At 65.2% G+C, this 25,359-nt stretch carries 19 protein-coding genes and 1 pseudogene; 8 read left to right on the forward strand and 12 right to left on the reverse strand.

The annotated features are described in order from the left end of the window. Positions 1 to 195: 195 nt before the first annotated feature. The gene (gene guaB / locus ACVJ5M_RS29280) at positions 196 to 1,689 is read right to left on the reverse strand and encodes an IMP dehydrogenase (protein ID WP_063983796.1); all 1,494 of its coding nucleotides are present in this window, start codon (positions 1,687 to 1,689) and stop codon (positions 196 to 198) included. A 469-nt stretch (positions 1,690 to 2,158) separates the two neighbouring features. Between guaB and ACVJ5M_RS29285 the strand changes: the two genes are divergently transcribed. From ACVJ5M_RS29285 to ACVJ5M_RS29295, 3 genes are all read left to right on the forward strand, one after another. Next, a complete protein-coding gene (locus ACVJ5M_RS29285; protein WP_063983797.1) occupies positions 2,159 to 3,649 on the forward strand; it encodes an MFS transporter in 1,491 nt (496 codons plus the stop codon). 178 nt (positions 3,650 to 3,827) lie between these two features. Further along, positions 3,828 to 4,610 carry a VIT1/CCC1 transporter family protein gene (locus tag ACVJ5M_RS29290; protein ID WP_187387729.1) on the forward strand — a complete coding sequence of 261 codons (783 nt, stop codon included), beginning with the start codon at positions 3,828 to 3,830 and terminating at the stop codon, positions 4,608 to 4,610. Positions 4,611 to 4,693: 83 nt separating this feature from the next. After that, positions 4,694 to 5,548 (forward strand): TorF family putative porin, encoded by an 855-nt coding sequence (locus ACVJ5M_RS29295; protein ID WP_354099497.1) that lies wholly within the window; start codon positions 4,694 to 4,696, stop codon positions 5,546 to 5,548. 1 nt (position 5,549) lies between these two features. On the opposite strand, the gene ACVJ5M_RS29300 is transcribed toward ACVJ5M_RS29295, so the two are convergent. The 3 genes from ACVJ5M_RS29300 to ACVJ5M_RS29310 form a co-directional block, all read right to left on the reverse strand. Continuing rightward, positions 5,550 to 7,430 carry a hypothetical protein gene (locus ACVJ5M_RS29300; RefSeq protein ID WP_283018672.1) on the reverse strand — a complete coding sequence of 627 codons (1,881 nt, stop codon included), beginning with the start codon at positions 7,428 to 7,430 and terminating at the stop codon, positions 5,550 to 5,552. Positions 7,431 to 7,522: 92 nt separating this feature from the next. Then, a complete protein-coding gene (locus ACVJ5M_RS29305) occupies positions 7,523 to 8,215 on the reverse strand; it encodes an RlmE family RNA methyltransferase (protein ID WP_063983800.1) in 693 nt (230 codons plus the stop codon). A 1-nt stretch (position 8,216) separates the two neighbouring features. Next, positions 8,217 to 9,290 (reverse strand): Ppx/GppA phosphatase family protein, encoded by a 1,074-nt coding sequence (locus tag ACVJ5M_RS29310; RefSeq protein WP_063983801.1) that lies wholly within the window; start codon positions 9,288 to 9,290, stop codon positions 8,217 to 8,219. Positions 9,291 to 9,502: 212 nt separating this feature from the next. Here ACVJ5M_RS29310 and ACVJ5M_RS29315 point away from each other — a divergent pair, with 212 nt between their 5' ends. Then, positions 9,503 to 11,875, forward strand: a complete 2,373-nt coding sequence (locus tag ACVJ5M_RS29315) for a xanthine dehydrogenase family protein molybdopterin-binding subunit (RefSeq protein WP_063983802.1) — start codon at positions 9,503 to 9,505, stop codon at positions 11,873 to 11,875. 55 nt (positions 11,876 to 11,930) lie between these two features. Here ACVJ5M_RS29315 and ACVJ5M_RS29320 read toward each other — a convergent pair whose 3' ends face one another. Next, positions 11,931 to 13,355 carry a DUF5107 domain-containing protein gene (locus ACVJ5M_RS29320; RefSeq protein ID WP_283018671.1) on the reverse strand — a complete coding sequence of 475 codons (1,425 nt, stop codon included), beginning with the start codon at positions 13,353 to 13,355 and terminating at the stop codon, positions 11,931 to 11,933. 18 nt (positions 13,356 to 13,373) lie between these two features. Continuing rightward, the gene (locus tag ACVJ5M_RS29325) at positions 13,374 to 14,174 is read right to left on the reverse strand and encodes a hotdog family protein (RefSeq protein WP_063983804.1); all 801 of its coding nucleotides are present in this window, start codon (positions 14,172 to 14,174) and stop codon (positions 13,374 to 13,376) included. Between the two features lie 107 nt (positions 14,175 to 14,281). Between ACVJ5M_RS29325 and ACVJ5M_RS29330 the strand changes: the two genes are divergently transcribed. The 3 genes from ACVJ5M_RS29330 to ACVJ5M_RS29340 are packed head-to-tail and all read left to right on the forward strand — an operon-like array spanning position 14,282 to position 17,682. Next, a complete protein-coding gene (locus tag ACVJ5M_RS29330) occupies positions 14,282 to 14,785 on the forward strand; it encodes a YaiI/YqxD family protein (protein ID WP_063983805.1) in 504 nt (167 codons plus the stop codon). A 2-nt stretch (positions 14,786 to 14,787) separates the two neighbouring features. Next, positions 14,788 to 16,599, forward strand: coding sequence for an ABC-F family ATP-binding cassette domain-containing protein (locus ACVJ5M_RS29335; RefSeq protein ID WP_063983806.1), 1,812 nt, complete (start codon positions 14,788 to 14,790; stop codon positions 16,597 to 16,599). A gap of 3 nt (positions 16,600 to 16,602) precedes the next feature. Continuing rightward, a complete protein-coding gene (locus ACVJ5M_RS29340) occupies positions 16,603 to 17,682 on the forward strand; it encodes a D-TA family PLP-dependent enzyme (RefSeq protein WP_063983807.1) in 1,080 nt (359 codons plus the stop codon). Here the strand turns inward: ACVJ5M_RS29340 and ACVJ5M_RS29345 are convergent. Further along, entirely contained in the window at positions 17,679 to 18,581 is a 903-nt protein-coding gene (locus ACVJ5M_RS29345; RefSeq protein WP_063983808.1) for a LysR family transcriptional regulator, read from the reverse strand. The two genes, ACVJ5M_RS29340 and ACVJ5M_RS29345, sit on opposite strands and share 4 nt — an antisense overlap. A gap of 93 nt (positions 18,582 to 18,674) precedes the next feature. On the opposite strand from ACVJ5M_RS29345, the gene ACVJ5M_RS29350 reads away from it, so the two are divergent. Then, the gene (locus ACVJ5M_RS29350; RefSeq protein WP_063983809.1) at positions 18,675 to 19,892 is read left to right on the forward strand and encodes an MFS transporter; all 1,218 of its coding nucleotides are present in this window, start codon (positions 18,675 to 18,677) and stop codon (positions 19,890 to 19,892) included. Here ACVJ5M_RS29350 and ACVJ5M_RS29355 read toward each other — a convergent pair. The 5 genes and pseudogenes from ACVJ5M_RS29355 to mmsB form a co-directional block, all read right to left on the reverse strand. Then, positions 19,893 to 21,072, reverse strand: a pseudogene (locus ACVJ5M_RS29355) (NAD(P)/FAD-dependent oxidoreductase). It abuts the gene before it with no gap. Positions 21,073 to 21,110: 38 nt separating this feature from the next. Beyond that, on the reverse strand, positions 21,111 to 22,028 hold the full coding sequence (locus ACVJ5M_RS29360) for an SDR family NAD(P)-dependent oxidoreductase (RefSeq protein ID WP_063983811.1): 918 nt from the start codon (positions 22,026 to 22,028) through the stop codon (positions 21,111 to 21,113). A gap of 229 nt (positions 22,029 to 22,257) precedes the next feature. After that, a complete protein-coding gene (locus tag ACVJ5M_RS29365) occupies positions 22,258 to 22,737 on the reverse strand; it encodes a MaoC family dehydratase (protein ID WP_063983812.1) in 480 nt (159 codons plus the stop codon). Next, the gene (locus tag ACVJ5M_RS29370; protein ID WP_063983813.1) at positions 22,738 to 24,453 is read right to left on the reverse strand and encodes an AMP-binding protein; all 1,716 of its coding nucleotides are present in this window, start codon (positions 24,451 to 24,453) and stop codon (positions 22,738 to 22,740) included. Then, on the reverse strand, positions 24,453 to 25,349 hold the full coding sequence (mmsB, locus tag ACVJ5M_RS29375) for a 3-hydroxyisobutyrate dehydrogenase (RefSeq protein ID WP_354097877.1): 897 nt from the start codon (positions 25,347 to 25,349) through the stop codon (positions 24,453 to 24,455). The genes ACVJ5M_RS29370 and mmsB overlap by 1 nt, the downstream gene beginning before the upstream one ends. Between the last annotated feature and the right edge of the window lie 10 nt (positions 25,350 to 25,359).

Consider the following 25,359-nt stretch of genomic DNA (forward strand, 5'->3'; position numbering starts at 1 on the left):
TTAGGAGGTACGTGGGAATGAAGCAAATCCCAACACTCGCTGTCATCGCCCGCGAAAGCGGGCGATCCAGTATTCCAGAGGCGGCTGTGATTGAACCGAGAAGCCGCGGCGTACTGGATTCCCCGCTTCCGCGGGGAATGACACCGTCATCGAGGCGAGCGCGCCGAAACCGACGCGCAGCCGAATGCGGAGCGCCTAACCCGCGCCCGGATAGTTCGGGCTCTCGCGCGTGATCGTGACGTCGTGGACGTGGCTTTCGCGCAGGCCTGCGCCGGTGATGCGGACGAACTGGGCCTTCTCGTGCAGGTCCTTCATGTCCTTTGCGCCGACATAGCCCATCGCGGCGCGCAAGCCGCCGGCGAGCTGGTGCATGACGTTGCCGACCGGGCCCTTGTAGGGCACCTGGCCCTCGATGCCCTCAGGCACGAGCTTGAGCGTGTCCTTGATGTCCTGCTGGAAGTAGCGATCGGCCGAGCCGCGCGCCATCGCGCCGACCGAGCCCATGCCGCGATAGGCCTTGTAGGAACGGCCCTGCCACAAGAACACTTCGCCGGGGGTCTCGTCGGTGCCCGCGAGCAGCGAGCCGACCATGGCGATGTCGGCGCCGGCGGCGAGCGCTTTCGCAAGGTCGCCGGAGAACTTGATGCCGCCGTCGGCGATGACGGGAATGTCGGACTTCTTTGCAGCCTCGACCGCATCCATGATCGCGGTGAGCTGGGGAACGCCGACGCCGGCGACGATGCGCGTGGTGCAGATCGAGCCCGGGCCGATGCCGACCTTGATGCAGTCCGCGCCCGCATCGATCAGCGCCTGCGCGCCTTCGGTGGTGGCGACGTTGCCGGCAACGACCTGGACGGAGTTGGACAGGCGCTTGATGCGATTGACCGCATGCAGCACGTGGCGGGAATGGCCGTGCGCGGTGTCGACGACGACGAGATCGACGCCGGCATCGATCAGCCGTTCGGTGCGCTCGAAGCCGGTGTCGCCGACGGTGGTGGCGGCGGCGACGCGCAGGCGGCCCTGCGCGTCCTTGCAGGCGAGCGGATGGGCGACCGCCTTCTCCATGTCCTTCACGGTGATCAGGCCGACGCAGCGATATTGCTCGTCGACCACGAGCAGCTTCTCGATGCGATGCTGGTGCAGCATCCGCCGCGCCTCGTCCTGGCTGACATTCTCGCGGACCGTGACGAGGCCATCATGCGTCATCAGCTCGGAGACTTTTTGCCGGCGGTCGGTGGCAAACCGCACGTCGCGGTTGGTGAGGATGCCGACCAGCTTGCCGGGCGTATTCTTGCTCGCACCGGTGACGACGGGAATGCCGGAGATGCCGTGGTCGCTCATCAGCTTGAGCGCATCGTCGAGCGTGGCCTCGGGGCTGATGGTGAGCGGGTTCACCACCATGCCCGACTCGTAGCGCTTGACCTGCCGGACCTGGGCGGCCTGCCCCTCGGGATCGAAATTGCGGTGGATGACGCCGAGGCCGCCGGCCTGCGCCATGGCGATCGCCATGCGGGCTTCAGTGACCGTGTCCATGGCGGAGGCCATGATCGGGATGTTGAGCGGAATGGCGCGGGTGACGCGGGAGCGGATGTCGACCTCGCCCGGCATGACGTCCGACAGGCCCGGCTTCAACAGCACGTCGTCGAACGTAAAGGCTTCGCGAATGCCTTGAAGTTGCACCGTGGCCATCTGCCAACTCCTTCCTGCGGCCCTGCCGCAAATAGCTATGGATGAGCGCCGCCCTCAGCGTGCCTTGCGGCATCGCCGGAGAATCGGAGCCCATCGGTGGGGTTGACGCGGGTCGATAGCACGGCCACGCGACGAATCAAAGCAAATCGGACCGCCGGCCAGCCATGCACAGGCTTTTTAAGTAAATTCGGCGTGGATGGCCGGGTGGCGGCCCCCCTCGTCATTCCCCGGCGCGACGAAGTCGCGAGCCCGGAATCCATCCCGCAGCGGTCTCTGGGGCCCGGTGGATTCCGGGCCCGCCAAGGGGCGCGCCCCGGAATGACGCGGGAGCGCGCGCACCCGCCGTCGAGGGTCACACCGTTGTTACGCAGGATTTAGGTGCTATGCGTTGATCCGCAATGGTCCCCGCCAAGCGGCGGTGATAAGCCGCAAGTCCACCTTTCCTTCTGATTTTCATTACCAATCCGTCATGGTCGACAAGCAACGCGTCATCCCGCTGATCGTGGCCACCGCTCTCTTCATGGAGAACATGGATTCGACGGTGATCGCCACCTCGCTGCCCGCGATCGCGGCCGACATCGGCACGAGCCCGCTGACGCTCAAGCTTGCCATCACCTCCTATCTGCTGTCGCTCGCGGTGTTCATCCCGGCGAGCGGCTGGACTGCGGACCGGTTCGGCGCGCGCATGGTGTTCGCGATCGCGGTCGGCGTGTTCATGGTCGGCTCGATCGGCTGCGCACTCTCGACCTCCGTCACCGATTTCGTATTCGCGCGCATCCTTCAGGGCATGGGCGGGGCGATGATGACGCCGGTCGGACGCCTGGTGCTGCTGCGCTCGGTCGACAAGAGCGCGCTGGTCAACGCCATGGCCTGGGTGACGGTCCCTGCCCTCATCGGTCCCGTGATCGGCCCGCCGCTCGGCGGCTTCATCACGACCTATGCGTCATGGCACTGGATCTTCCTGATCAACATTCCGATCGGGCTGCTCGGCATCTTCATGGCCTTGCGCTTCATCGATCCCATCAAGAGCGAGACGCGGGAACCGTTCGATCTCTACGGCATGGTGCTCGCGGGCGTCGGCCTCGCCGGCATCGCCTTCGGTCTTTCCGTCGCCGGGCTCAACCTTCTGCCCTGGAGCACGGTCGCGGCCCTGGTCGTGGGCGGAGCGATCTCGATGACGCTGTATGTCCTGCACGCGCGGCGGACGGGTTCGCCGGTGCTGGATTTTTCGCTGCTGAAGCTGCCGACGCTGCGCGCGGCCGTTTTCGGCGGCTTCATGTTCCGGCTCGGCATCGGCGCGCTACCGTTCCTGCTTCCGCTGCTGATGCAGATCGGCTTCGGGCTGTCGCCCTTCCATTCCGGCCTCGTCACCTTCGGCTCCTCGCTCGGCGCCATGGGCATGAAGACGCTGGCCGCGCGCATCATCCGCACCTTCGGCTTCCGCAACTTGATGACGGTGAACGCGGTCGTCAGCGCGTTCTTCCTCGGCGTCTGCGCGCTGTTCACGGTGACGACGCCGCTGCTCATCATCTTGGTGATCCTGGTGGTCGGCGGCTTCTTCCGCTCGCTGGAGTTCACCGCGATCAACACGGTGGCCTATGCCGACGTCGAGACCGCGCAGATGAGCCGCGCCACCACGCTGGTCAGCGTCAACCAGCAGCTCGCGGTCTCCGCCGGCGTCGCGGTCGGCGCGGCCTGCGTGGAAACGACGATGTGGTTCAACCATGTCAGCGAGATCGACGCCACCGTGTTCGCGCCGGCCTTCCTCGTGATCGCGCTGACCTCGGCGGCGTCGAGCTGGTTCTTCTGGCAGATGCCCGCCGATGCCGGCCACGAGATCTCCGGCCGCACGGCGGTGGAGATCGCCAGCCGCAAGGGGGCCGCAAAGAGCGCCGCGACCGCCGCCGTCAAGACGGCGACGGAGGATACGCAGGACGTGCGGGATCAAAGGCTGGGGTAAAGCGCGACGAAGTCAAATTCGGCGACGGGGCAACCCGCAAGATCGGACCGCCTCGGCAGCTACGGCCAAAAATCGTCTTCGTTGGACTGGCGGGGCACAAGCGGCCGCCGCGCGGCGCGTCGGCCCAGTTCACTCATGCCCGGGCGCGTTGACATAACTCAAAGAGCGAATGCCGGACATGAGCCTCGATGACACCTGCTCGGGCGTGGGTCGGGCTTGGCCCAGGAGCCGAGACGATGCATTCGCCCGCGTGCGCAGCCATGATCGTCAGCAAACGGTGATCGAAGACCAAGCCATGGCTTTATTGGGACCGGATACTCCGTTCGGGAGCATACTTGATCCGATGGAACGGATCTCGGAGACTTTGTTCGGGCTGATCATGGCCCTTACCTTCATCTGCTCGCTTGGTGTCGCGACCGGGACCAATATCAATATTCAAACAATGCTGATCGGCGCACTCGGCTGCAATCTCGCATGGGGCATCGTTGACGGCGGTCTTTATCTGCTGGCGCGCATCAATGACCGGGGAGACAAGGTTCTGACCCTCCGCGCGATACGGAAGGCGCCGGATCCCGAAGCAGCGCGCCGCGTCATTGCCGACGCGCTGCCGCCGGAATTGTCGGCCATGCTGCCCGTAGAGCAGTTGGAATCGATGCGGAAACGGCTGCAACAATTGCCTGAGCCGGCTCCCGGTCCAGGGCTGACGAAGCGCGACTGGATCGGCGCGCTCGGCCTTTGCCTGCTGAGCTTCCTGTCGACCTTCCCGGTGGTCATCCCGTTCCTGTTCCTGAGCGACGCCAGACTAGCGCTGCGCGTCTCCTACGCCGTCGCCATCGTGATGCTGTTCTGTTGCGGTTACGTGTTCGGGGTTCGTAGCGGGCTGCGGCCTTCGGTGGCGGGACTTGCGATGGTGGCTGTCGGTAGTACGCTGGTTGGCATCGCGGTCGCTCTGGGAGGATGATCGACTTGCGGCGACACGAAACATCGTTTCGGGGTGCAAGCGGCGCCTTATTTGCCGCGCTGGCCGGATTGTGGCTTGCACCCATGACCGGCGGTTTGGCGCTGGCCCAATCCTCGGCCGGGGCGCTCGGCCTCGGCAACCGCGGTTGGTCGGCGGCCGACACCACCCACGCAACGCCTGCCGACGAGTTCGAGTTCAGCGCTCGCGCGGGGCTTGCATCCGACTACATCTATCGCGGGACCACGCTGTCCGATCATGGCCCCGCGGCTGGCGCCGCCTTCGAGACGAGATGGGGCCCGCTCTACGCCGGCACAACGGTCGCCACCGTCAAGCTGCCGACCCAACCGGCCGCCGAACTCACCTTTGCCGCCGGCATGCGCCCGCAGATTGCCACGATCGATTTTGATCTTGGGGCGACCTATTTCGCCTATCCCGGTGAAAGACTTCCTGGCGAGACCAACGGCATCAATTATTGGGAGATCGTGGTCCGCGGCGATCGACGCATCGGCGATCAGATCCGCGTCGCCGGCGGTTACGCCTATTCTCCGAACGTCTCGAACACCGGCGCCTGGAGCCAATATGTGGCGGCCGGAGTCGGCTTCGACGTGCCGGAGCGGTTTCTGCTGAAGAACCTGACCGTGTCGTTCACCACCGCCGCCGGCTATTCCTGGTTTGGCAACCAGACCCCGCAACTCGGCGGCTTCCCGCTGCCTGCCTATCTCAACTGGCAGGCCGGCGTGACGTTCACGCACAAGGCGCTCAACCTCGATCTGCGCTACTATGACACCAATCTGTCGAAGGAAAAATGCTTCGTCTTTACAGGCGATCCAAATGCGCGGCCGGGCGGCCGTGTCAATCCGATCACCAACCCGGACGGCCTGGCCTCGAACTGGTGCGGCGCGACGTTCGTCGCCAAGGTCTGGTTTGCGTTCAACTAACTTAGGGAACCACCGTCGGCGGCAATATGCGGTAGAGCACGACACCCAGCCCGAGCGCGTCGCCCGTCAGGACGAGCTTTCCGCTATGGATCGTTCGCTGCAGCAATATCCTCTGCAGGTTGGGATCGGGGTGGGTCGGATCGGAATAGAACTTCGCCAGGTTGCTGGTATTCGCATCGATCAGGTAGCGCTCAATCGTCACGGTCGAGCCGTCGCTGAACGGCAGGTTGTCGACCTCAAGCGAAATCCCCTCCGGCGTCTCGGTCGAAATGTTGTTGCCGAAGACACGTGTCGGATCATAGTTGTAGACCATGATGTTCGCGGTCGAGTTAGCGCCATCCCAGGTCGCGAACGCGTTGAGGTGGGAGCCCGCCCCGCCGGTGAGCGCAGCCTGCACCCGCTGGCCTGACATCTTGTTGTACATCTTGAAGAGGTTCGCGACCGGCTTCGGGTAGTAGTCGGCCGGCTTGTCGCCGTGCGGCACCTTGTGCAGCAGGCTGGCCTGGCCGAGGAAAGGTGTGATGTTCGGATCCCCCTGGCCGTCGCCGATAATGAGGTACGACCCCATTGATATCTTCTTTTTCACGGCTTCGGACAGGAACGCCGCCGTCCACGCCGCCCCCTTGTGCGAATAATTGACGTCAGTCGCCTCATAGGCCGTAGGGCCCCATTCCGACAGGAACAGTTTAACGTCGGGCATGTTGGCATTGTTCTTCTTCAAGGCGTCCAGCTTGGCCTTGGCCTTGTCGACCAGATTGTCGAAGAACGCGAAACCGCCGGTGCCGTCTGTCGAGCCGTAATAGTGGAACGAAAAACGATCGAGCCGCGCGTTGAATTTTGCCAAGTAAGTGTCTGCCAGCGGATTGAAGGTCTGGTCGAGGAAGACTTCCTCCAGCGTCGGAAGATTCTCCGCCGGATAATAGTTGAAGCTCAGTCCGACCAGGGCCGGCCCGGCCATTTCCAGCGTCTTGCCGTTATAACTCTGGTTGGCGGCGAGTTCGTTTCTGATGTTCACGATCGCCTGCGAGAAGACCTTCTGAACCGGCAAGAGCTGCCTGGGCAGACGGCGCGCATCGAGCCCGTAGGGGTACGACAAGGTCGGATCTTCGGCCTTGGACATCACGTGGGTCTGCAGCGGGGTCCACTGGTTGAGGACATACTTGGCCGGATCCATCCACCACAGCCAACGGCCCCATGACCCCAATGGCTTGAGCCTGTAGGCGGATGGATTGGTGTCGCTCCAGTTCTCCGGGGCTGAATCGGCGATATCGGCCTCGTTGCTGACCTCGAAGATGACGGATGACGCCCCGCCGTCGAACGATTTCTTCGCGATATATCGCACGAGAGCGTTGGCGTATTTCTGGAAAAGTGCCGGAGCCGGCCCGTTCCGATTCCAACTCTCGCCAGGTCCGTATTGCACCAGGCGCGGCGGCATGAAGGCCGCGACCGCCACGTGAGGCGAGAGCCCGCGACCCAGGGCCCACTCAAGATGCCAGGCGAGAGGCTGGCAGTCGCCCGGATGGAAAACGCCGTCCTGCGTGTACCCGAACACATCGCCGGTCTGATCGACATCGCAATAGACATCGCTGAGCAGCAGGCGCGTCCGCTTCATGCCGGTATCGGTGATGATCTGGTTGAACTGGTCGAGAGCCTGCTCGGACGGGCTGTTCGCGCTCTGGTAGATCTTCTTGAGATCACCGAGATCGTCGTTGCCGCTGAGGCCGATATTGTAAGGCCTCTGGGTGCTGACCGTGATCGACGTCCCTGCACGCGACGTCGTCGCCGAAGCAAAGCCGAGCGACGCCAACGCCAGAAAGGAGACCGAGGCAAGGGACAGGCGATGCTTGCAAACGCGCAAGCGTTGTCGATGAAGGCACGGCATGGATTGATCTCACCCGCTGAAATTGCAGATGATGGATCTATCAGCTCAAGATGTTATCGATGTGAATGTCATGCTCATGTGAGCGTGACACGTCAGCCCGGGTCCGGCTGCCCGCCACGAAACCCCGTCGCCAGCACATAGCGCTCGGAGGAATCCTGTCTGCTGGCCGCGGGCTTCACATGCCGCACTGTCGCAAAATCGCGCTTGAGCTGGGCCAGCAGATCGGCGTCGGCGCCGCTCTGGAACGTCTTGGCCAGGAATGCCCCGCCCGGTTTCAGCACGTCGCAGGCGAACGCGGCCGCCGTTTCGATCAGGCCGACGATGCGGAGCTGGTCGGTCTTGCGGTGGCCGGTGGTGTTGGCGGCCATGTCGGACATCACGATGTCGGCGCCGCCCCCGAGCATCGCAGTGAGCTTCGCGGGTGCGTCGTTGTCCATGAAGTCGAGCTGCGCGAAGTCGACGCCGGCAATCTCGGGCATGTCCAACAGGTCGATCGCGACCACCTTGCCCTTGCCGTCGACCGAGCCGACGCGCTTGGCGGCGATCTGGCTCCAGCCGCCCGGCGCAGCGCCGAGATCGACCACCGCCATGCCGTGTTTCAGCAGGCGGTATTTGTCGTCGATCTCGAGCAGCTTGAACGCGGCACGCGAACGATAGCCGAGCGCCTTCGCCTTGACGACATAGGGATCGTTGAGCTGCCGCTCCAGCCACAGCTTCGACGACAATTTGCGCTTGCCGCCGGTCTTGACCTGGACGTGCAAGCGGCCGGTGGTGTCCTTGGCCATCTCACCAGCTCCTGAGTGCGCCGTCCTCGCGCATCATCTCGACCAGCATGCCTTCGCGCAGGCCCCGGTCGGCGACGCGCAGGCGCGGCAGCGGAAAGGCGCGCCTGATAGCATCGAGGATGGCGCAGCCGGCCAGCACGAGATCGGCGCGCTCGACGCTGATGCAGCTGTTGTTGGCGCGTTCCTCGTAGCTCATGCCGAGCAGCTTGCTGATGGTCGCGGTGATGTCGGAATCGTTCATCCAGATGCTGTCGATGCGGCGGCGGTCGTAGCGCGCGAGGTTGAGATGGATGCCGGCGAGCGTCGTCACCGTGCCCGAGGTGCCGAGCAGGTGCATGTCGGCGAGATCGCCGCCGTGCGCTTCGGCGAACGGTGCGACGTGGTTGGCGACCTCTTGCTCCATCGCGGCATAGATTTCCGGCGTGACGTCGCGGCCGCCGAACTGCTCGGCCAGCGTCACGACGCCCAGCGGGATCGACATCCAGGCTTTGATGCGCGGCTCCTGATTTTGCGGATCGCGTTCGATCCGCACCAGCTCGGTCGAGCCGCCGCCGATGTCGAACAGGATCGCGCCCCGGCCCCTGGGGTCGACCAGCGGCGCGCAGCCGAGCACGGCGAGCGAGGCCTCGGTCTCGCGGTCGATCACCTCGAGGTCGATGCCGGTCTCGGCCGCGACGCGGCTGCGGAAACCTTCCGCATTCGAGGCGGCCCGGCAGGCTTCGGTCGCGATCAGCCGCAGCCGCTTGGCTTTGCGCAAATTGATCTTGTCGCGGCAGATGCTGAGCGCGGCGACGGCGCGCTCGATCGCGGCCTCGCTGATGCAGCCGGTCGCCGAGACGCCCTCTCCGAGCCGGATGATGCGCGAGAAGGAATCGACCACGCGAAAGCCGTCGCTGGTCGGACAAGCGATCAGGAGCCTGCAATTGTTGGTGCCGAGGTCCAGCGCCGCATAGACGCCGGTTCCCGGCGCTTGCGCGACGACGGCCGGTTCGGGGGCCAACGCCACCGCCGCCATCGACCCATCCAGCCCACCGTGCGGCGCATGGCCGTCGCGGAGCCGCGTGTGGTCATTCATACAAATTGTCTTTCCGCGGCCCGATGGGGCCGATCTGGAATTGCTTTTTCGCCTGAAACATTAGCAGCGCGGCAAGCCTGCGCAACAACGCATCACATGGGACCATGCCCATTCGTGCGTTGTCGTGAACGGGACCGTGGGTTATTTTTGGAGGGTCCGGTCCTCCAGGCGCCCCCCAAAACGCGCGATTGCCGGCTTTTCAGGTCAATTCCATGCAAGAACACACCAAATCGTCCACGCTCGAAAACGCTATTGCACTGCAAAAATACGGCGTCGGGCAGCCGGTCCGCCGCAAGGAAGACGATACGCTGGTGCGCGGCAAGGGCCGCTACACCGACGATTTCAACCTGCCCGGCCAGGCCCATGCCGTGGTCGTCCGCTCCACCCATGCCCATGGGCTCATTCGCGGCATCGGCACCGACGCCGCCAGGGCGATGCCCGGCGTGCTGGGGGTGTGGACCGGCAAGGACCTCGATGCCGCCGGATACGGCCCCTTCACCTGCGGCCTGCCGCTGAAGAGCCGCGACGGCTCCCCCCTGCTCCAGACCAACCGGCAACCGCTGGCGACCGACAAGGTCCGTTTCGTCGGCGATCCCGTCGCCTTCGTGGTCGCCGACACGCTAGCGCAGGCGCGCGACGCCGCCGAAGCCGTCGAGCTCGATATCGAGCCGCTGCCGGCGGTGACCGATCCCGAGGAAGCCGCCAGGCCCGGTGCGCCGCTGCTCTATGACCACATCCCGAACAATGTCGCACTCGACTACCACTATGGCGACATGGACAAGGTGAACGCGGCCTTCGCCAGTGCCGCCCACGTCACCAAGGTCGACATCGAGAACACCCGCGTCGCCGTCGTCTCGATGGAGCCGCGCGTGGGGCTCGCCTCCTACGACAAGAAGACCGAGCGCTACACCATCCAGATGCCGACGCAGGGCGTTGCGGGCAACCGCGCCAACCTCGCCAAGAACCTGAAGGTGCCGAACGAGAAGGTGCGGGTCCTCACCGCCAATGTCGGCGGCTCCTTCGGCATGAAGAACGTCAATTACCCCGAATACATGTGCATCCTGTACGCGGCCAAGGAGCTTGGCCGCCCGGTGAAATGGCTGGACGAACGCTCCACCAGCTTCCTCTCCGACAGCCACGGCCGTGCGCAGAAAATCCATGCCGAGCTGGCGCTCGACGCCGAAGGGCACTTCCTCGCGGCAAAGCTTGAAGGCTATGGCAATCTCGGTGCCTACATCACCGGCGTCGCGCCGGGGCCGCTCTCGCTCAACACCGGAAAGAACTTTTCCAGCGTCTACCGCACGCCGCTGATGGCCGTCGACATCAAGACGGTGCTCACCAACACCACGCTGATGGGCGCCTATCGCGGCGCCGGCCGGCCCGAGGCGAACTACTACATGGAGCGGCTGATCGACCGAGCCGCCGACGAGATGGGCATCAACCGGCTGACCTTGCGCAAGCGCAACTTCATCAAGCCGAACCAGATGCCGTTCCCGGCCTCCTCCGGCGTCACCTATGACAGCGGCGACTTCCAGGCGGTGTTCAACAAGGCGCTCGAAATCTCCGACCACGAGAACTTCGCCAAGCGCAAGAAAGAGAGCAAGAAGATCGGCAAGCTGCGCGGCATCGCCGTCGGCTCCTATCTCGAGGTCACCGCGCCGCCGAGCCCCGAACTCGGCAAGATCGTGTTCGATCCCGATGGCTCGGTACAGCTCATCACCGGCACACTCGATTACGGCCAGGGCCACGCGTCCGCATTCGCGCAGGTGCTGTGCGCGCAATTAGGGGTGCCGTTCGACAGCGTGAAGCTGGAGCAAGGCGACAGCGACATCGTGCACACCGGCAACGGCACCGGCGGTTCGCGCTCCATCACGGCGAGCGGCATGGCCATCGTGGGCGCCGCCAAGCTCGTGATCGAGAAGGGCAAGCGCGCCGCGGCGCATATGCTGGAAGCCTCCGAGGCCGACATCGAGTTCGCCGACGGCAGCTTCACCATCGCCGGCACCGACCGCAGCATCGACATCATGGAGCTCGCCAGGAAGCTGCATGACGGCAAGGTGCCGGACGGCGTGCCTGACAGCCTCGACGTCGACCATACCAGCGAACCGGTGCCCTCGGCGTTCCCGAACGGCTGCCACGTCGCCGAGGTCGAGATCGACCCTGATACCGGCGTGGTGCAGATCGTGCGCTACAGCGCGGTCAACGATTTCGGCACGGTGATCAACCCGCTGCTGGTCGCGGGCCAGCTTCATGGCGGCGTCGTCCAGGGCATTGGCCAGGCGCTGATGGAGCACGTCCGCTACGACGAGAGCGGCCAGCCGATCACGGGCTCGCTGATGGACTACGCGCTGCCGCGCGCCGAGGACGTTCCGAACATGACGGTCGGCGATCATCCGGTGCCGGCCACGACCAATCCGCTCGGCAGCAAGGGTTGCGGCGAAGCCGGCTGCGCCGGCAGCCTGTCGACGGTGGTGAACGCGGTGCTCGACGCCCTCTCCGACTACGGCATCAAGCACATCGACATGCCGCTGACCCCGGAGCGGGTGTGGCGCGCCATCCAGGATGCGAAGGGCAACGCGGCGTAGGGGGAGTTCCGCGATCGTGACAACGCCGGGGGTTCGACCGGCATTCCGAAAGAGATCACTTGATCGCTGTTTCGGCGGCGATCAACTCCTTTCCCTCCGTGGTCGTGATCGTTAGCCGTATCTTTTCCCCGCTGCGGCCGTCGGCAATCGCTGCCGAAATGCGATTTCCGTTGTTCGGATCGGCGCTCACGACCCCGCTGAACAGAGCCGTGTCACCCTGTTTCAACGTGACAAGCAACGGGATGGCCGGTTCGACGCTGAAGAACTCGAGAACAGCGCGAGACGCCTCGGCCGAGAAATTGATCAGGATTTTCTCGTTCGCATGCGTCACGTTGCTCATGCCGACGGTCGGGCTGTAGGTTTCCGGAATCGACACCTCACTGCGTGCGGGAAAATCTGAGCTGTGGAAGAACTGGTCTGACACGCCCGCCCATAATTCGACATACGGCCGCCACTCGTTCGGATCCTTCCGGGCATCGGTTTCGCCGGTGAACGACGGAAACCCCCACGTCCACATTTTCAGGCCCCGCGTGAGGGTATTGTCCGCAATGCGAATAATTCCTTCTGCATTGTCATGGTTGATGACGCCCCAGAAATTCCCGCCCTGCATATCTGGTGCAGCATAGGCGATGCCCATCGTTGGCCAGTTCTTGAAGTAGCGCAGGTTTCCGAAGCGCCGCCTGCCCATATCCGCGCTCTCGTCGCCGTCGGCCAGATTGGCCGACCAGGCAGGCGTCGTGAAAGTTCGGATCGGCGCGATGATTTCGGCGCCGCCCGTTGCCTTGGGATTTTTCGGCTCCGATCCCGGAGCGAGCGTCGTGCACGTCCAGTATTCGTATTGGACAGCCTCGTCGTTCGGATTCTTCAGCACCACGCGCGCATCGAGTGCGGCACGATCGGCCTTCAGCGTGACATAGTAGCTCGCCTCGATGCCGGTCGCGCCCCTGAACTTGCTCGGCCGCGCGGAATAGTCGAAGTCATCCCGGAACGACATCACGACCGTGACTTCGTCGGCGCCCTGCTTCACCACCCGGAAAGCCCACGGCTTCAGCCACGTCTTGCCGTGCTCGGCATCCGGGAACGTTGAAAAGATTCCGCCGTACACCATCAGCCAGTCGTAGTAGAAATTTCCGGCCTTCATGCCGTAGGGCACTCCGACTTCAGTTCGATAGAGCTGCTCGTGGCCGGTCGGCTTGTAGACCATGGAAAGAATACGCCCTCCGAATTCGGGCACGAGCGTTACCCTCAGATATCGATTCTCAAGCACGTAGGACTTGAAACTGCGTTCGACGATCACGCTCTTGTCGAGCGACCCGCTGACAAAGCCATTCTCCGCATCGACGGCGAATTTGACGGTGCTCCACGTCGTCGTCTGCTCGCTGAGCGACACACTATCGGACACCGGTCCGGCGGCATGCACGACGCAAAGCGCCTGGAGTGACAAAAGGAGTGCTATTCCAAAACAAACGAGGGCGCGCAAGGAGACCTCAACTGGCTTTCAGGCCGCCGCCTGCTCGCGCGGCTGGTAGATCGCAGTATGCTGGCAGTGCGCCAGCGGCGTCGTGCCGTTGGCGACGACCAGCGCGTCGAGCTCGACGAAGCGGTGGCCCTTCTTCTCGTAATTCGCGATGACTTTTGCCCGCGCGGTGATCTCGTCGCCGGCGCGCGCGGCCGACAGCAGCTGCATGCGGCTGCCGACATGGATCCACGGGCCCAAAATCGTGTTGTCGACGAGGACGCGATTCATCACGCGCTGGATCAAGCCGGGATGGCCGAGCCCCTCGCGCGCAAAAATCGGATCGGTTTCCCTGACGTCGGCGAGATAATCGGTCGCGTCCTGCCCGGCCCAGCGGCGCGGCATCGTGCCGAGCCACTTGCCGGTCTCGAAAGTCGCTGGGCTGACCGGCTTGCGTTCGGCTACGACCGGCACCGCCACATAGTCGTTCAGCGACACCACAGGCGCGGCCACCGGCAGGGAGGCCGTGCCCGTGGCACAGAGTTCGGTGCGGCTGAACACCTCGATCGTGAGCAGGCCGTTGTGCTCGGTCGCATCGACATCGGCGGTCTCGCCGTCATAGACCGGCTTGATGAAGCGGGCCTCGACCAGCCCGCGCGACAGGAAATCGCGGCCCCAGCGCGCCACCGGCACGTGCATCATGTAGGCGAAGACATCGACGCCGGGGACCAGCCCGCCGGAAAAGCCGAAGCGGCGCGCCACCGTGTCGTCATGCATCTTGTTTTCGGACTGTTTGGCGGTGTTGTAGGCCTCGACGCGGTAGGTTTCGAGCCGGTTCGGCATGGCGGGCCTTTCCCTGAATTCTTGTTGTTTCAGGGTTGATCGTAGGCCCCCGGGAACACCGGTCAATCCCCTCGCCTTTGCGGCCCGAATGGGGTACCACGCGGCGAATGACTGATACCCCCACCCGCATCTATGTCGACGCCGACGCCTGCCCGGTGAAGGACGAGATCTACCGCGTCGCGCTCCGGCACGGAGTGCCCGTGAGCGTGGTCGCCGGCAACTTCATCCGCGTTCCGCAAGACCCGATGATCGAGCGGATCGCGGCCGGCGCCGGCATGGATGCCGCCGACGACTGGATCGCGGAGCGGGCCAAGCCGGGCGACGTCGTCGTGACATCGGACATTCCGCTGGCGAGCCGTTGCGTGAAAGCGGGCGCCGACGTGATCGCACCGAACGGCAAGCCGTTCACGGAAGAGTCGATCGGAATGACGCTGGCGGTGCGCAATCTGATGACGGATCTGCGTTCGGCCGGCGAGGTCACCGGCGGCCCACGCTCGTTCGCGCCGCGCGACCGCTCCGCGTTCCTCTCCGCGCTCGACCAGACGCTGCGCCGGATCCAGCGCCGCCGTGCCGACCAGGCCGCGACGAGCCAGAATTTGAATCAAGGCTAGTCATGGCGCCGCCCCTGATCCAACTCAAAGACATCAAGCTCACCTTTGGCGGCACGCCGCTGCTGAGCGGCGTCGAGCTCAACGTCGCGCCGAGCGAGCGCGTCTGCTTGATCGGCCGCAACGGCTCCGGCAAGTCGACGCTGCTGAAGATCGCAGCCGGCCTCGTCGAGCCCGACGGCGGCACGCGCTTCGTGCAGCCGGGCGCCACCGTTCGCTATCTGCCGCAGGAGCCTGACTTCGGCGACCACAAGACCACGCTCGCCTATGTCGAGGCGGGCCTCGCGCCCGGCGACGACCCGTACCAGGCACGCTACCTCGTGGAGCAGCTCGGGCTTACCGGCAACGAGAACCCGGCCAACGTCTCCGGCGGCGAGGCCCGCCGTGCCGCGCTGGCACGCGTGCTGGCGCCCTCGCCCGACATATTGCTGCTGGACGAGCCGACCAACCATCTGGACCTCTCCACCATCGAATGGCTGGAAAAGGAGCTCGACAGCCGCCGCGGCGCGCTGGTGATCATCAGCCATGACCGCCGTTTCCTCACCAATCTCTCGCGCTCGACCGCATGGCTCGACCGCGGCAAGATCAAGCAGATCGATCGTGGCTTCGCCTCGTTCGAGAGCTGGCGCGACGAGGTGCTCGCCGAGGAAGAGCGCGACCAACACAAGCTCGACCGCAAGATCGTCGACGAGGAGCACTGGCTGCGCCACGGCGTCTCCGGCCGCCGCAAGCGCAACGTCAAGCGGCTCGGCAATCTGCATGCACTGCGCGACCAGCGCCGCAACTATCGCGGCACGGCCGGCACCGCCAGTCTCGCTGCGTCCGAAGCGGAGCAATCCGGCAAGCTGGTGATCGAGGCCAAGGGCATCACCAAGGCCTTCGGCGACCGCGTGATCGTCGACAATTTTTCCACCCGCATCCAGCGCGGCGACCGGCTCGGCATCGTCGGACCGAACGGCGCCGGCAAGACCACGCTGGTCAACCTGCTGACCGGCGGCGCGGAGCCTGATTCCGGCATCTTGCGGCTCGGCGCCAATCTTGAGACGGCCACGCTCGATCAGCACCGCGAAAGCCTCGATCCCAAGTCGACGCTGGCCGAGGCGCTAACCGGCGGCCGCGGCGACCAGATCATGGTCGGCGGCAAACCGAAGCATGTGGTCGGCTACATGAAGGACTTCCTGTTCGCCCAGGAGCAGCGCGGCACGCCTGTCGAGGTGCTCTCGGGCGGTGAGCGCGGCAGGCTGATGCTGGCGCGCGCGCTGGCAAAGCCCTCGAACCTGCTGGTGCTGGACGAACCGACCAACGATCTCGACCTCGAGACGCTCGACGTGCTCGAGGACATGCTCGGCGACTACGAGGGCACCGTGATCCTGATCAGCCACGACCGCGACTTCCTCGACCGCGTCGTCACGTCCGTGATCGCACCCGAAGGCAACGGCAAGTGGACCGAATATGCCGGCGGCTACAGCGACATGCTGGCGCAGCGCGGTGCCGATCTCAAGCGCGAGACGACGAAGGCGCAAGCCCCCGCGGAGAAGAAAGAGGAGCGGCTGGCTGCTCCGCCCGCCACGGCAAAACGTCGGTTGAGCTTCAACGAGAAGCACGCGCTGGAAACGCTGCCGAAGAAGATCGAGACCCTGCACGCCGACATTGCCAAGCTGCAGCGCTTCCTTGATGATCCCAATCTCTACACCAAAGACCGCAAGAAATTCGACGACACCTCCGCCTCCATCGCCAAGGCGCACGACGAATTGTCCGCCGCCGAAGAGCGCTGGCTCGAACTGGAAATGCTCCGCGAAGAGATTGAACAGGCTTAACTCATGACCACTCCCCTCGCCGCCAAAATCGCCCGTGAATATGGCACGCCCTGCGCCGTCATCGACATGGACCGGGTCGAGCGCAACATCGCACGGATCCAGAAGGCCTGCGACGATGCGGGTGTCGCCAACCGGCCGCACATCAAGACGCACAAGAACCCGACGATCGCCAAGCTGCAGGTTGCGGCCGGCGCGAAGGGCATCACCTGCCAGAAGCTCGGCGAGGCCGAGATCATGGCCAATGCCGGCATCGACGACATCCTGATCAGCTACAATCTGCTCGGCGAAGAGAAGATGGCGCGCCTCGGCGCGCTGCAGGCGAAGGCGAACATGACGGTCGCTGCCGATAACTCGACGGTCGTCGCCGGCCTGCCCAAGGCAGCCGCAGCCTCGGGTCGTCCGCTCTCGGTCGTGGTCGAATGCGATACGGGGCGCAAGCGCGCGGGCGTCGAGACCCCGGCTGAGGCGATTGCGCTGGCCCGCGAGATCGCCGGGTCCAAGGGGCTCGAATTCGCCGGCTTCATGCTGTACCCGACCGAGACCGGTTGGGCCGACGCGCAGAAATTCTTCGACGAGGCGCTGGCCGGCGTGCGCGCGCACGGATTGGACGCCAAGATCGTCTCGACCGGCGGCACGCCGAACCTGAAGAATCTCGGCAAGCTCAAGGGCGGCACCGAGCATCGCTTCGGCACCTACATCTACAATGACCGCATGCAGGTCGCCGCCGGCTCCGCCACCTGGGACGATTGCGCGCTGCACATCTATTCGACGGTCGTCAGCCGCGCCGCGCCCGAGCGCGGCATTCTGGACGCCGGCTCCAAGACGCTGACGACGGACACCGGCGGCCTCGACGGCCACGGCCTGATCCTGGAGCACCCCGAGGCCAAAATTGCGCGCTTCGCGGAAGAACACGGCTTCCTCGACCTCTCACGCAGCAACACGCGCCCCAATGTCGGCGACGTCGTGCGGATCGTGCCCAATCACGTCTGCGTCGTCGTCAACATGATGGACGAGGTCGTGATGGTGCGCGGCGAGGAGATCATCGGCACGCTGCCGGTGGCGGCGCGCGGGAAGCTGCGCTAGGCGCGAATTAGAGCTTGCAGCTCCCGATCCAGTCCGTCGCGGAACAGGTTGATCGGGCGAGTCAGTCGCCCGGCCGGCGGGCGATGTACCAGCCATGCGCGCACGGCGGGATTGAACTCCCGCGCAGCGACCGGCTTGAGCTTGTCGCGAAATGCGCTGCGCTTCAGCCCGATCGGCGTGACCAGGCCGACGCCCAGACCGCGTGACACCAGCGACAGCCGAAGCTCGCTGTCCAGCGCCTCCACAGCGACGGTGAACGGTAAATGCTCTGCATCGAAGCGACGCTTGAGTGTGTCGCGAAATCCGCAACCGTCCTGGTTGATCACCCACGAGAGCTGCGACAGGCGCTCCAGGTCGACGGTGCGCGGAATCTTCATGTCGCGCGCGACGACGAACACCACCGGCTGCGACCCGAGATCGTCGGCGACGAGATCGGCAGGCGGCGTTGCCCCGTCAGGCAGGCAGATCGCGGCGGCATCCAGCTCGTTGCGGCTGACCCGCTCGACTTGGTTGGGCGACCAGCCCGAGACGACGCGCACGCTCAGTGCCGGAAATTCGGCACGCACCGCGTCGAGCGGCGCGCTGAGTCCGGACTCGGAGAGAAACGGCGTGAGGCCGAGCCTGAACTCGCCGCGTACAACGCCGTCATTGGCGACGCCTGACTTGAGGTCGTCCAGCATCCGAAGAAGGCGCCGGCCCTGCTCATAGGCCTCACGACCTGCGGCCGTGGGCTTCAACGGTTTCGACAGGCGGTCCAACAACTGCGCGCCCAGCATCTCCTCGAGATTTTGGATGCGCCGGGTTACGCCAGGCTGCGTGAGATTGAGGCGCGTCGAGGCGGCAACGATTGATCCGGTCTCGACCACAGCGACGAAGGCGACAAGGTCATGGGTATTCATAACGAACTCGCATATTCTTTATAGGCTTAATTGAATTGTAGCATATTAGTCACCCCGCTTAAAGGGGACCCCGTACCCTGCCCGCGAGGTCCCATGACCATCTCCGAAACCACCAAGCTCGCATCCCCGAAGCAACTTGCCGAGCGATCCCTGATCTGGCTCGGCGCCATCACCACCGGCGTCGTCGTCACCAATTTGTTCGCGCCGCAGATCCTCGTTGGACTGATCGGCCGGTCGCTGGTCATGACCGCCTGGCAGGCTGGCCTCGTCAGCACGCTAACGCTGCTCGGCTATGCGCTCGGCCTGTTGTTGCTGGTGCCGCTGGTCGATCTCATCGAGAACCGGCGCCTGATCCTGCGCACGCTCGGCTGCGCGATCTTCGCGGCGCTGGCAACGGCGCTGGCGCCGACGCCGTCGCTGCTATTGCTCGCCACGTTCATTCTCGGCGCCTCCTGCGCCGCGATCCAGATGATGGTTCCGCTCGTGGCTTCGATGGTGGCGCCCGAGCGTCGCGGCCAGGCCATCGGTGAGGTCATGAGCGGATTGATGATCGGCATCCTGCTGTCGCGGCCGGCAGCGAGCCTGATCGCAGATCTCTGGAGCTGGCGTGCCTATTATCTCGCCTCAGCCATCCTAATGACGTTCCTCGCGGGTGCGCTCGGCCGTTATCTGCCGACGCTGCGACCGGCAGCCCGCGTCGGCTACGGCGAATTGCTCCGTTCGTTCCCAAAGCTGCTGCGGGAAGAACCTGTGCTGCGCGTGCGGGCCTGGACCGCATCGCTGGTTATGGCCTCCTTCACCGCCTTCTGGTCGGCGGTCGCGCTGCGCCTGCCGGAGGCTCCATTCGGCCTCGACTCCAAGGGCATCGCGGCCTTCGCGCTGATCGGCGTCGCAGGCGCCGCGGCGACACCGCTCGCTGGCCGCTGGGGCGATAAGGGCTGGGCGCGCCCGCTGTTTCTTGTGGCGCATCTGCTCATCATCGGCTCGCTCGCGCTCTGCGCCGTGGCCGGTGCGATGGAGTCCCGCATGGCGGCTCTGCTGGTATTGAGTCTCGGCACGATCCTGCTCGACGTCGGCATCACCGCCGACCAGACGCTCGGCCGCCGCGCCGTCAATCTGCTGCACCCCGAGGCGCGCGGCCGCATCAACGGCCTGTTCGTTGCGCTGTTCTTCATCGGCGGCGGCGTCGGCTCCGCAGCGGCCTCGCTGGCCTGGAGTTTTGGCGGCTGGACCGCTGTCTGCGTGGTCGCGGCGAGCTTTGGTGTGCTAGGTCTTCTCACCGATCTTCTGACCAGGACCGGCACGTCGTGATCAGGACGACGCGAGCCATCGCAACACGCCCCTTCCGGCCGCCGCCCCCGTCGCAAACGACGCCTGCAACAGATAGCCGCCGGTCGGCGCCTCCCAGTCCAGCATCTCGCCGGCGGCGAACACGCCGGGCAGCTCGCGCAGCATCAGGCGTTCGTCGAGCTCGTCGAAGGTCACCCCGCCCGCGGTCGAGATGGCGCGCTCGATCGGGGCAACGCCGGTGAGCTGAACCGGAATAGCGTTGATCAGCTTCGCAAGCTCCGCCGGCGAGAACGTCGCCAGCGGCCGGCCGGATGCGATGGCGGCCTCCTGCATCAGGCCGATGCCGACCGGCGACAGCTGCGCCGCCTTGCGCAGGAAGTTCGCCAGCGATTGCTTGCCGCGCGTGCCCGACAGGCGCGTGGTCAGCGCGGCGACGTCGAGCTCGGGCCGCAATGCGATCGTCAGCGTCGCCTGCCCGAGACCCAGCACCGCCTCGCGCAGCTCGGCCGACAACGTGTAGATGGCGCCACCTTCGATGCCGCTGCGCGTGATCATGGCTTCGCCGCGGACTGTATGCGCCCCGATCGTCAGCGCCACGCCCTTGAGCGGCTGGCCCTCAAAGCGGTCGTGGAACACGTCGGACCATGCGACGGTGAAGCCGGAATTAGCCGGCCGCAGCTTCGAGATCGCAACGCCTTTGGAGCGCAAGGATATCGGCCCAGCCGCCGTCGGAGCCCAGCCGCGGCCAGCTTGCGCCGCCGAGCGCCAGCACAGTGGCTTTGGCTTCGATCGGCCTTTGCCCATCGTTGGTGCGAAATAGCAACCGCCCCTCACCGTCCCAGCCGATCCAGCGATGACGAAAGGCAAAGCGTACCCCCGCGGCATCGAGCCGCCGCAGCCAGGCGCGCAACAACGGCGAGGCCTTGAATGCCTTCGGAAACACACGGCCGCTAGTGCCGACAAAGGTCGGCTCGCCCAGTGCTTCGCTCCAGCCCCGTAGCGCCTCAGGGGAAAACGCCTCGATTGCCGCTCGCAGCCTTGGTGCTGCCTCGCGGTAGCGTGCCATGAACTCCGGCAGCGGCTCGCTGTGGGTGAGATTGAGCCCGCCCCGACCGGCCATCAGGAATTTGCGGCCCGCGGACGGCATGGCGTCGTAGACACTGACGCGGGCGCCGCCCTGCGCCAGCACCTCCGCCGCCATCAGCCCGGCGGGACCGGCGCCGATGACGACGATGTCAGTCAGAGCTTGATCCCCGCCCGTGCCGCGGCCTGCGCCACGTATTTCTGCGTCTGCTCGAACGCGCCCTGCAGCGCCTTGGCCTTCGACATGTCGCTGATCTCGGCGAAATGCGCGGCGACCGCATCCGGCGTCCAGTCGGATTCCGGCAGGTTGATGCCTTCGCTCTCCACAATCTTGATCACGGCGAAGGAGCCGGCACCGGCGCCCATGATGGTGCGGGTCGGTGCGTCCTCGCTCAGCATGTATTCGACAGCGGGCGTGATCGCGTTCGGCTTCATCAGTTGCAGCGCCTGTGGCGGCAGCAGCTCTTCCGTCATGCGGGTCGCCGCGGTCGGCGAGATGATGTTGACGCGGATGTCGGTCTTGCGGCCTTCCTCGGCCAGCACGTTCATCAGGCCGACCATGCCGGACTTGGCCGCGCCGTAATTGGCCTGGCCGAAATTGCCGTAGAGGCCGGAGGACGAGGTCGTCAGCACGATGCGGCCGTAATTGCGGTCGCGCATGCCGGCCCAGGCCGCCTTGCAGCAATAGAAGGTGCCGACGAGATGCACGTCGAGCACCTTCTGGAAATCGGCGGCCTCCATCTTGCCGAACGACTTGTCGCGCAGGATGCCGGCATTGGCGCACATCAGGTCGACGCTGCCCCACTCCTTGGTGGCGCGCTCGACCATCGCCGTGACTTGCTCGAAATTCGAGACGTCGGCGCCGTCGGCCATCGCGGTGCCGCCGGCTTTACGGATCTCCTCGACGACGGCTTCGGCCGGCGACAACGAGCCGCCGCTCCCGTCACGCGCGCCGCCGAAATCGTTGACGACGACCTTCGCGCCGCGGCTGGCCAGCCCCAGCGCATGCGCGCGTCCGAGGCCATTACCCGCGCCGGTGACGATGGCGACACGTCCGTCGAACCTGATTGCCATGTGCAGTTCCTGCCTCTTCTTCCTTCTCCCCTTGTGGGAGAAGGTGGGCGCGAAGCGCCGGATGAGGGGTCTCTCTCGACAGATGCGCTCGCGGAGAGAGACCCCTCACCCGCCTCGCGTTCCGCGAGGCACCCTCTCCCACAAGGGGAGAGGGTCAGACCCGCGAAAATTTGTCAGCTTTTGAGCAGTGATGGATGGCGGGGTCAAGCCCGGCCATGGCGGCTTGGGCCTACGCGAAATAGATCAACCCGAGCCAGTCGGCGACCAGCGCCGGCCTGTCCTCGCCTTCGATCTCCACCGTGACGTTGGTGCGGGACTGCAACTCGTTGGGCTTGCGCAGCTTGGCTTCCGCTAGCACGAAACGGCCGCGGACGCGCTTGCCCGAGCGCACCGGCGAGATGAAGCGCAGCTTGTCGAAGCCGTAATTGACGCCCATCGTGGTGCCGGCGATGACCGGCATCACCTCGTAGGACATGATCGACAGCAGCGACATCGTCAGGAAGCCGTGGGCGATGGTGGTGCCGAAGGCGGTCTCCTTCTTCGCGCGCTCCGGATCGACATGGATGAACTGGTGATCCTCGATCACGTCGGCATAGGTGTCGATGCGTGGCTGATCGACCAGATGCCACGACGACACGCCGATCTCCTTGCCGACCATGGCCTGATAGGCTTCGAGGGAAATCGGCGGCTTCTTCCAGACTTCGTTCACTTAGGTCTCACTCCGTGTTTTCGGCAGCTCCGGAAAATCCTCTTCCCGGAATTCGCGACCGCGCAGGGGATCGTTGCGGTCGTCGTCGCGTTCCAGCCGTCTGAGCTGCACGCGGCGGATCTTGCCCGAGATCGTCTTCGGCAGCTCGGTGACGATTTCAAGGCGGCGGATGCGCTTGAACGGCGCAAGGCGCGTGTGCAGATGCCTGAAGATCGAGAGCGCGGTCTCGGGCGAGCGCTCCGCACCTGATGTCAGCAGCACAAAGGCCTTGGGGATCGCGAGCCGGATCGGGTCCGGGCTCGGTACCACCGCGGCTTCCGCGACGAGCTCATGCTCGAGCAGCACGCTCTCGAGCTCGAACGGGCTGATGCGATAATCGGAGGATTTGAACACGTCGTCGGAACGGCCAACGAAGGTGAGATAGCCATCCTCGTCTGCGAACACGACGTCACCGCTGCGGTAGAGTGCGCCTTCCGCGCCCGAGAGCTTGCCGTCGTCGCCCTGATAGCCCTGCATCAGGCCGGCCGGACGGTCAGCCCCGAGCACCAGCGCCACCTCGCCCTCCTTCGCCGGATGGCCGTCGGCGTCACTGACCTGCACGCGATAGCCCGGCAGCGGCCGGCCCATCGAGCCGACCTTGATCTTTTGGCCCGGCGAGTTGCCGGCCAGCGCGGTGGTCTCGGTCTGGCCGTAGCCGTCGCGGATGGTGAGGCCCCAGGCGGCCTGCACCTGGTCGATCACTTCCGGATTGAGCGGCTCGCCCGCGCCGCAGACCTCGCGCAAGCTCACCTTGAACGCCGCAAGGTTCTCCTGGATGAACAGCCGCCACACCGTCGGCGGCGCGCACAGCGTGGTGACGCCGCAGCGGCCGATGGTGGCAAGCAGACCCTTGGCATCGAAGCGCGGCTGGTTGACCACGAACACGGTCGCACCCGCATTCCACGGCGCGAAGAAGCAGCTCCAGGCGTGCTTGGCCCAGCCGGGCGATGAGATGTTGAGGTGGACGTCGCCCGGCTTCAGCCCGATCCAGTACATGGTCGAGAGATGGCCGACGGGATAACTGCGCTGGCTGTGCAGCACCAGCTTTGGTTTCGCCGTGGTGCCCGAGGTGAAATAGAGCAGCATCGGGTCGTCGGCATTGGTCGGACCGTCAGCCGTAAAGCTCTGCGAAGCCTTCGCTGCCTCGTCATAGGCAAGCCAGCCATCGGAGGCCGCACCGACGACGATGCGGACGATATTCTCAGCACCGAGACTTGCGAATTTCGTGACCTGGTCTTGCGCCGCGACCACCGCCTTCGCCTTGCCGCGATCGAGCCGGTCGCGCAGTTCGTCCGCGGTGAGCAGCGTGGTGGCGGGAATCACGACGACGCCGAGCTTCATCGCCGCCAGCATCGTCTCCCACAACGGCACCACATTGCCGAGCAGCAGCAGCAGGTGGTCGCCGCGCTTCAGACCCTGCGCGCGCAGGAAGTTGGCGACCTGGTTGGAGCGCTGCGAGAGCGCCGCGAAAGACAGCTTGGTTTGCTTGTCCTGTGCGGCATCGACGATCCAGAGCGCGGGCCGGTCCTTGGCGTCCGCATCCTTCGCGAGCTCGTCGAACCAGTCGAGCGCCCAATTGAAGGGAACCGGATCGGGCCAGCGGAAGTCTTTGACCGCTGTCTCGTAATCCGTGCGGTGTTTAAGCAGAAACGCGCGCGCGTCCTGAAATGTCGTCATTAGGCTTTCCCGGCTAGCCCCCTAACGTGCTTGATAATTCCGGAAAAATCCACCCCGCCCTGCCCGGCGGCATCGAAGGACTGATAGATCTCCTGCGCATGCTTGCCGAGCGGCGTGGCCGCTCCCGCGGCCTTGGCGGCGTCCTGCGCCAGCGTCAGATCCTTCACCATCAGCGCCGAGGCAAAGCCCGGCTTGTAATCGTTGTTGGCGGGCGAGGTCGGCACCGGCCCCGGCACCGGGCAATAGGTCGTCAGCGACCAGCACTGGCCCGACGAGGTCGAAGCGACGTCGAACAGCGCCTGATGCGAGAGCCCGAGCTTCTCACCGAGCGCAAAGGCCTCGCTCACCGCGATCATGGAAATGCCGAGGATCATGTTGTTGCAGATCTTTGCCGCCTGCCCGGCGCCGGCACCGCCGCAATGCACGATCTTCTTGCCCATCTTCTCCAGCACGGGCCTTGCCGCCGCAAACGCGCTCTCCTCGCCGCCGCACATGAAGGTGAGCGTCGCGCCCTTGGCACCACCCGTACCGCCGGACACCGGCGCATCGACCGAGAGCACGCCATGCTTGGCCGCCAGCGCATGCGCCTGACGCGCGCTCTCGACGTCGATGGTGGAGCTGTCGATGATCAGGGCGCCCTTGGCCATGGCGGGAACAACCTCGCTCCAGACGCCGAGCACGTGCTTGCCAGCCGGCAGCATGGTGACGACGACATCGGCGCCCTTCACCGCACCCGACGCGCTCTCAGCGATGGCGGCGCCATCGGCCTTGGCCTGGTTGCGCGAGGCCTCCGCGAGATCGAACGCCACCACCTTGTGGCCGGCCTTGACCAGATTGGCCGCCATCGGGCCGCCCATGTTGCCGAGACCGATGAATGCGATCGTGGCCATATCGATATCCTCCGCT

The sequence above is a fragment of the Bradyrhizobium sp. S3.7.6 genome (assembly GCF_054061875.1).

Coding starts and splice junctions, on each gene's coding strand:
- guaB (WP_063983796.1), bottom strand. CDS start 1,689: ATGGCCACGGTGCAACTTCAAGGCATTCGCGAAGCCTTTACGTTCGAC.
- ACVJ5M_RS29285 (WP_063983797.1), top strand. CDS start 2,159: ATGGTCGACAAGCAACGCGTCATCCCGCTGATCGTGGCCACCGCTCTC.
- ACVJ5M_RS29290 (WP_187387729.1), top strand. CDS start 3,828: ATGAGCCTCGATGACACCTGCTCGGGCGTGGGTCGGGCTTGGCCCAGG.
- ACVJ5M_RS29295 (WP_354099497.1), top strand. CDS start 4,694: ATGACCGGCGGTTTGGCGCTGGCCCAATCCTCGGCCGGGGCGCTCGGC.
- ACVJ5M_RS29300 (WP_283018672.1), bottom strand. CDS start 7,430: ATGCCGTGCCTTCATCGACAACGCTTGCGCGTTTGCAAGCATCGCCTG.
- ACVJ5M_RS29305 (WP_063983800.1), bottom strand. CDS start 8,215: ATGGCCAAGGACACCACCGGCCGCTTGCACGTCCAGGTCAAGACCGGC.
- ACVJ5M_RS29310 (WP_063983801.1), bottom strand. CDS start 9,290: ATGAATGACCACACGCGGCTCCGCGACGGCCATGCGCCGCACGGTGGG.
- ACVJ5M_RS29315 (WP_063983802.1), top strand. CDS start 9,503: ATGCAAGAACACACCAAATCGTCCACGCTCGAAAACGCTATTGCACTG.
- ACVJ5M_RS29325 (WP_063983804.1), bottom strand. CDS start 14,174: ATGCCGAACCGGCTCGAAACCTACCGCGTCGAGGCCTACAACACCGCC.
- ACVJ5M_RS29330 (WP_063983805.1), top strand. CDS start 14,282: ATGACTGATACCCCCACCCGCATCTATGTCGACGCCGACGCCTGCCCG.
- ACVJ5M_RS29335 (WP_063983806.1), top strand. CDS start 14,788: ATGGCGCCGCCCCTGATCCAACTCAAAGACATCAAGCTCACCTTTGGC.
- ACVJ5M_RS29340 (WP_063983807.1), top strand. CDS start 16,603: ATGACCACTCCCCTCGCCGCCAAAATCGCCCGTGAATATGGCACGCCC.
- ACVJ5M_RS29345 (WP_063983808.1), bottom strand. CDS start 18,581: ATGAATACCCATGACCTTGTCGCCTTCGTCGCTGTGGTCGAGACCGGA.
- ACVJ5M_RS29350 (WP_063983809.1), top strand. CDS start 18,675: ATGACCATCTCCGAAACCACCAAGCTCGCATCCCCGAAGCAACTTGCC.
- ACVJ5M_RS29360 (WP_063983811.1), bottom strand. CDS start 22,028: ATGGCAATCAGGTTCGACGGACGTGTCGCCATCGTCACCGGCGCGGGT.
- ACVJ5M_RS29370 (WP_063983813.1), bottom strand. CDS start 24,453: ATGACGACATTTCAGGACGCGCGCGCGTTTCTGCTTAAACACCGCACG.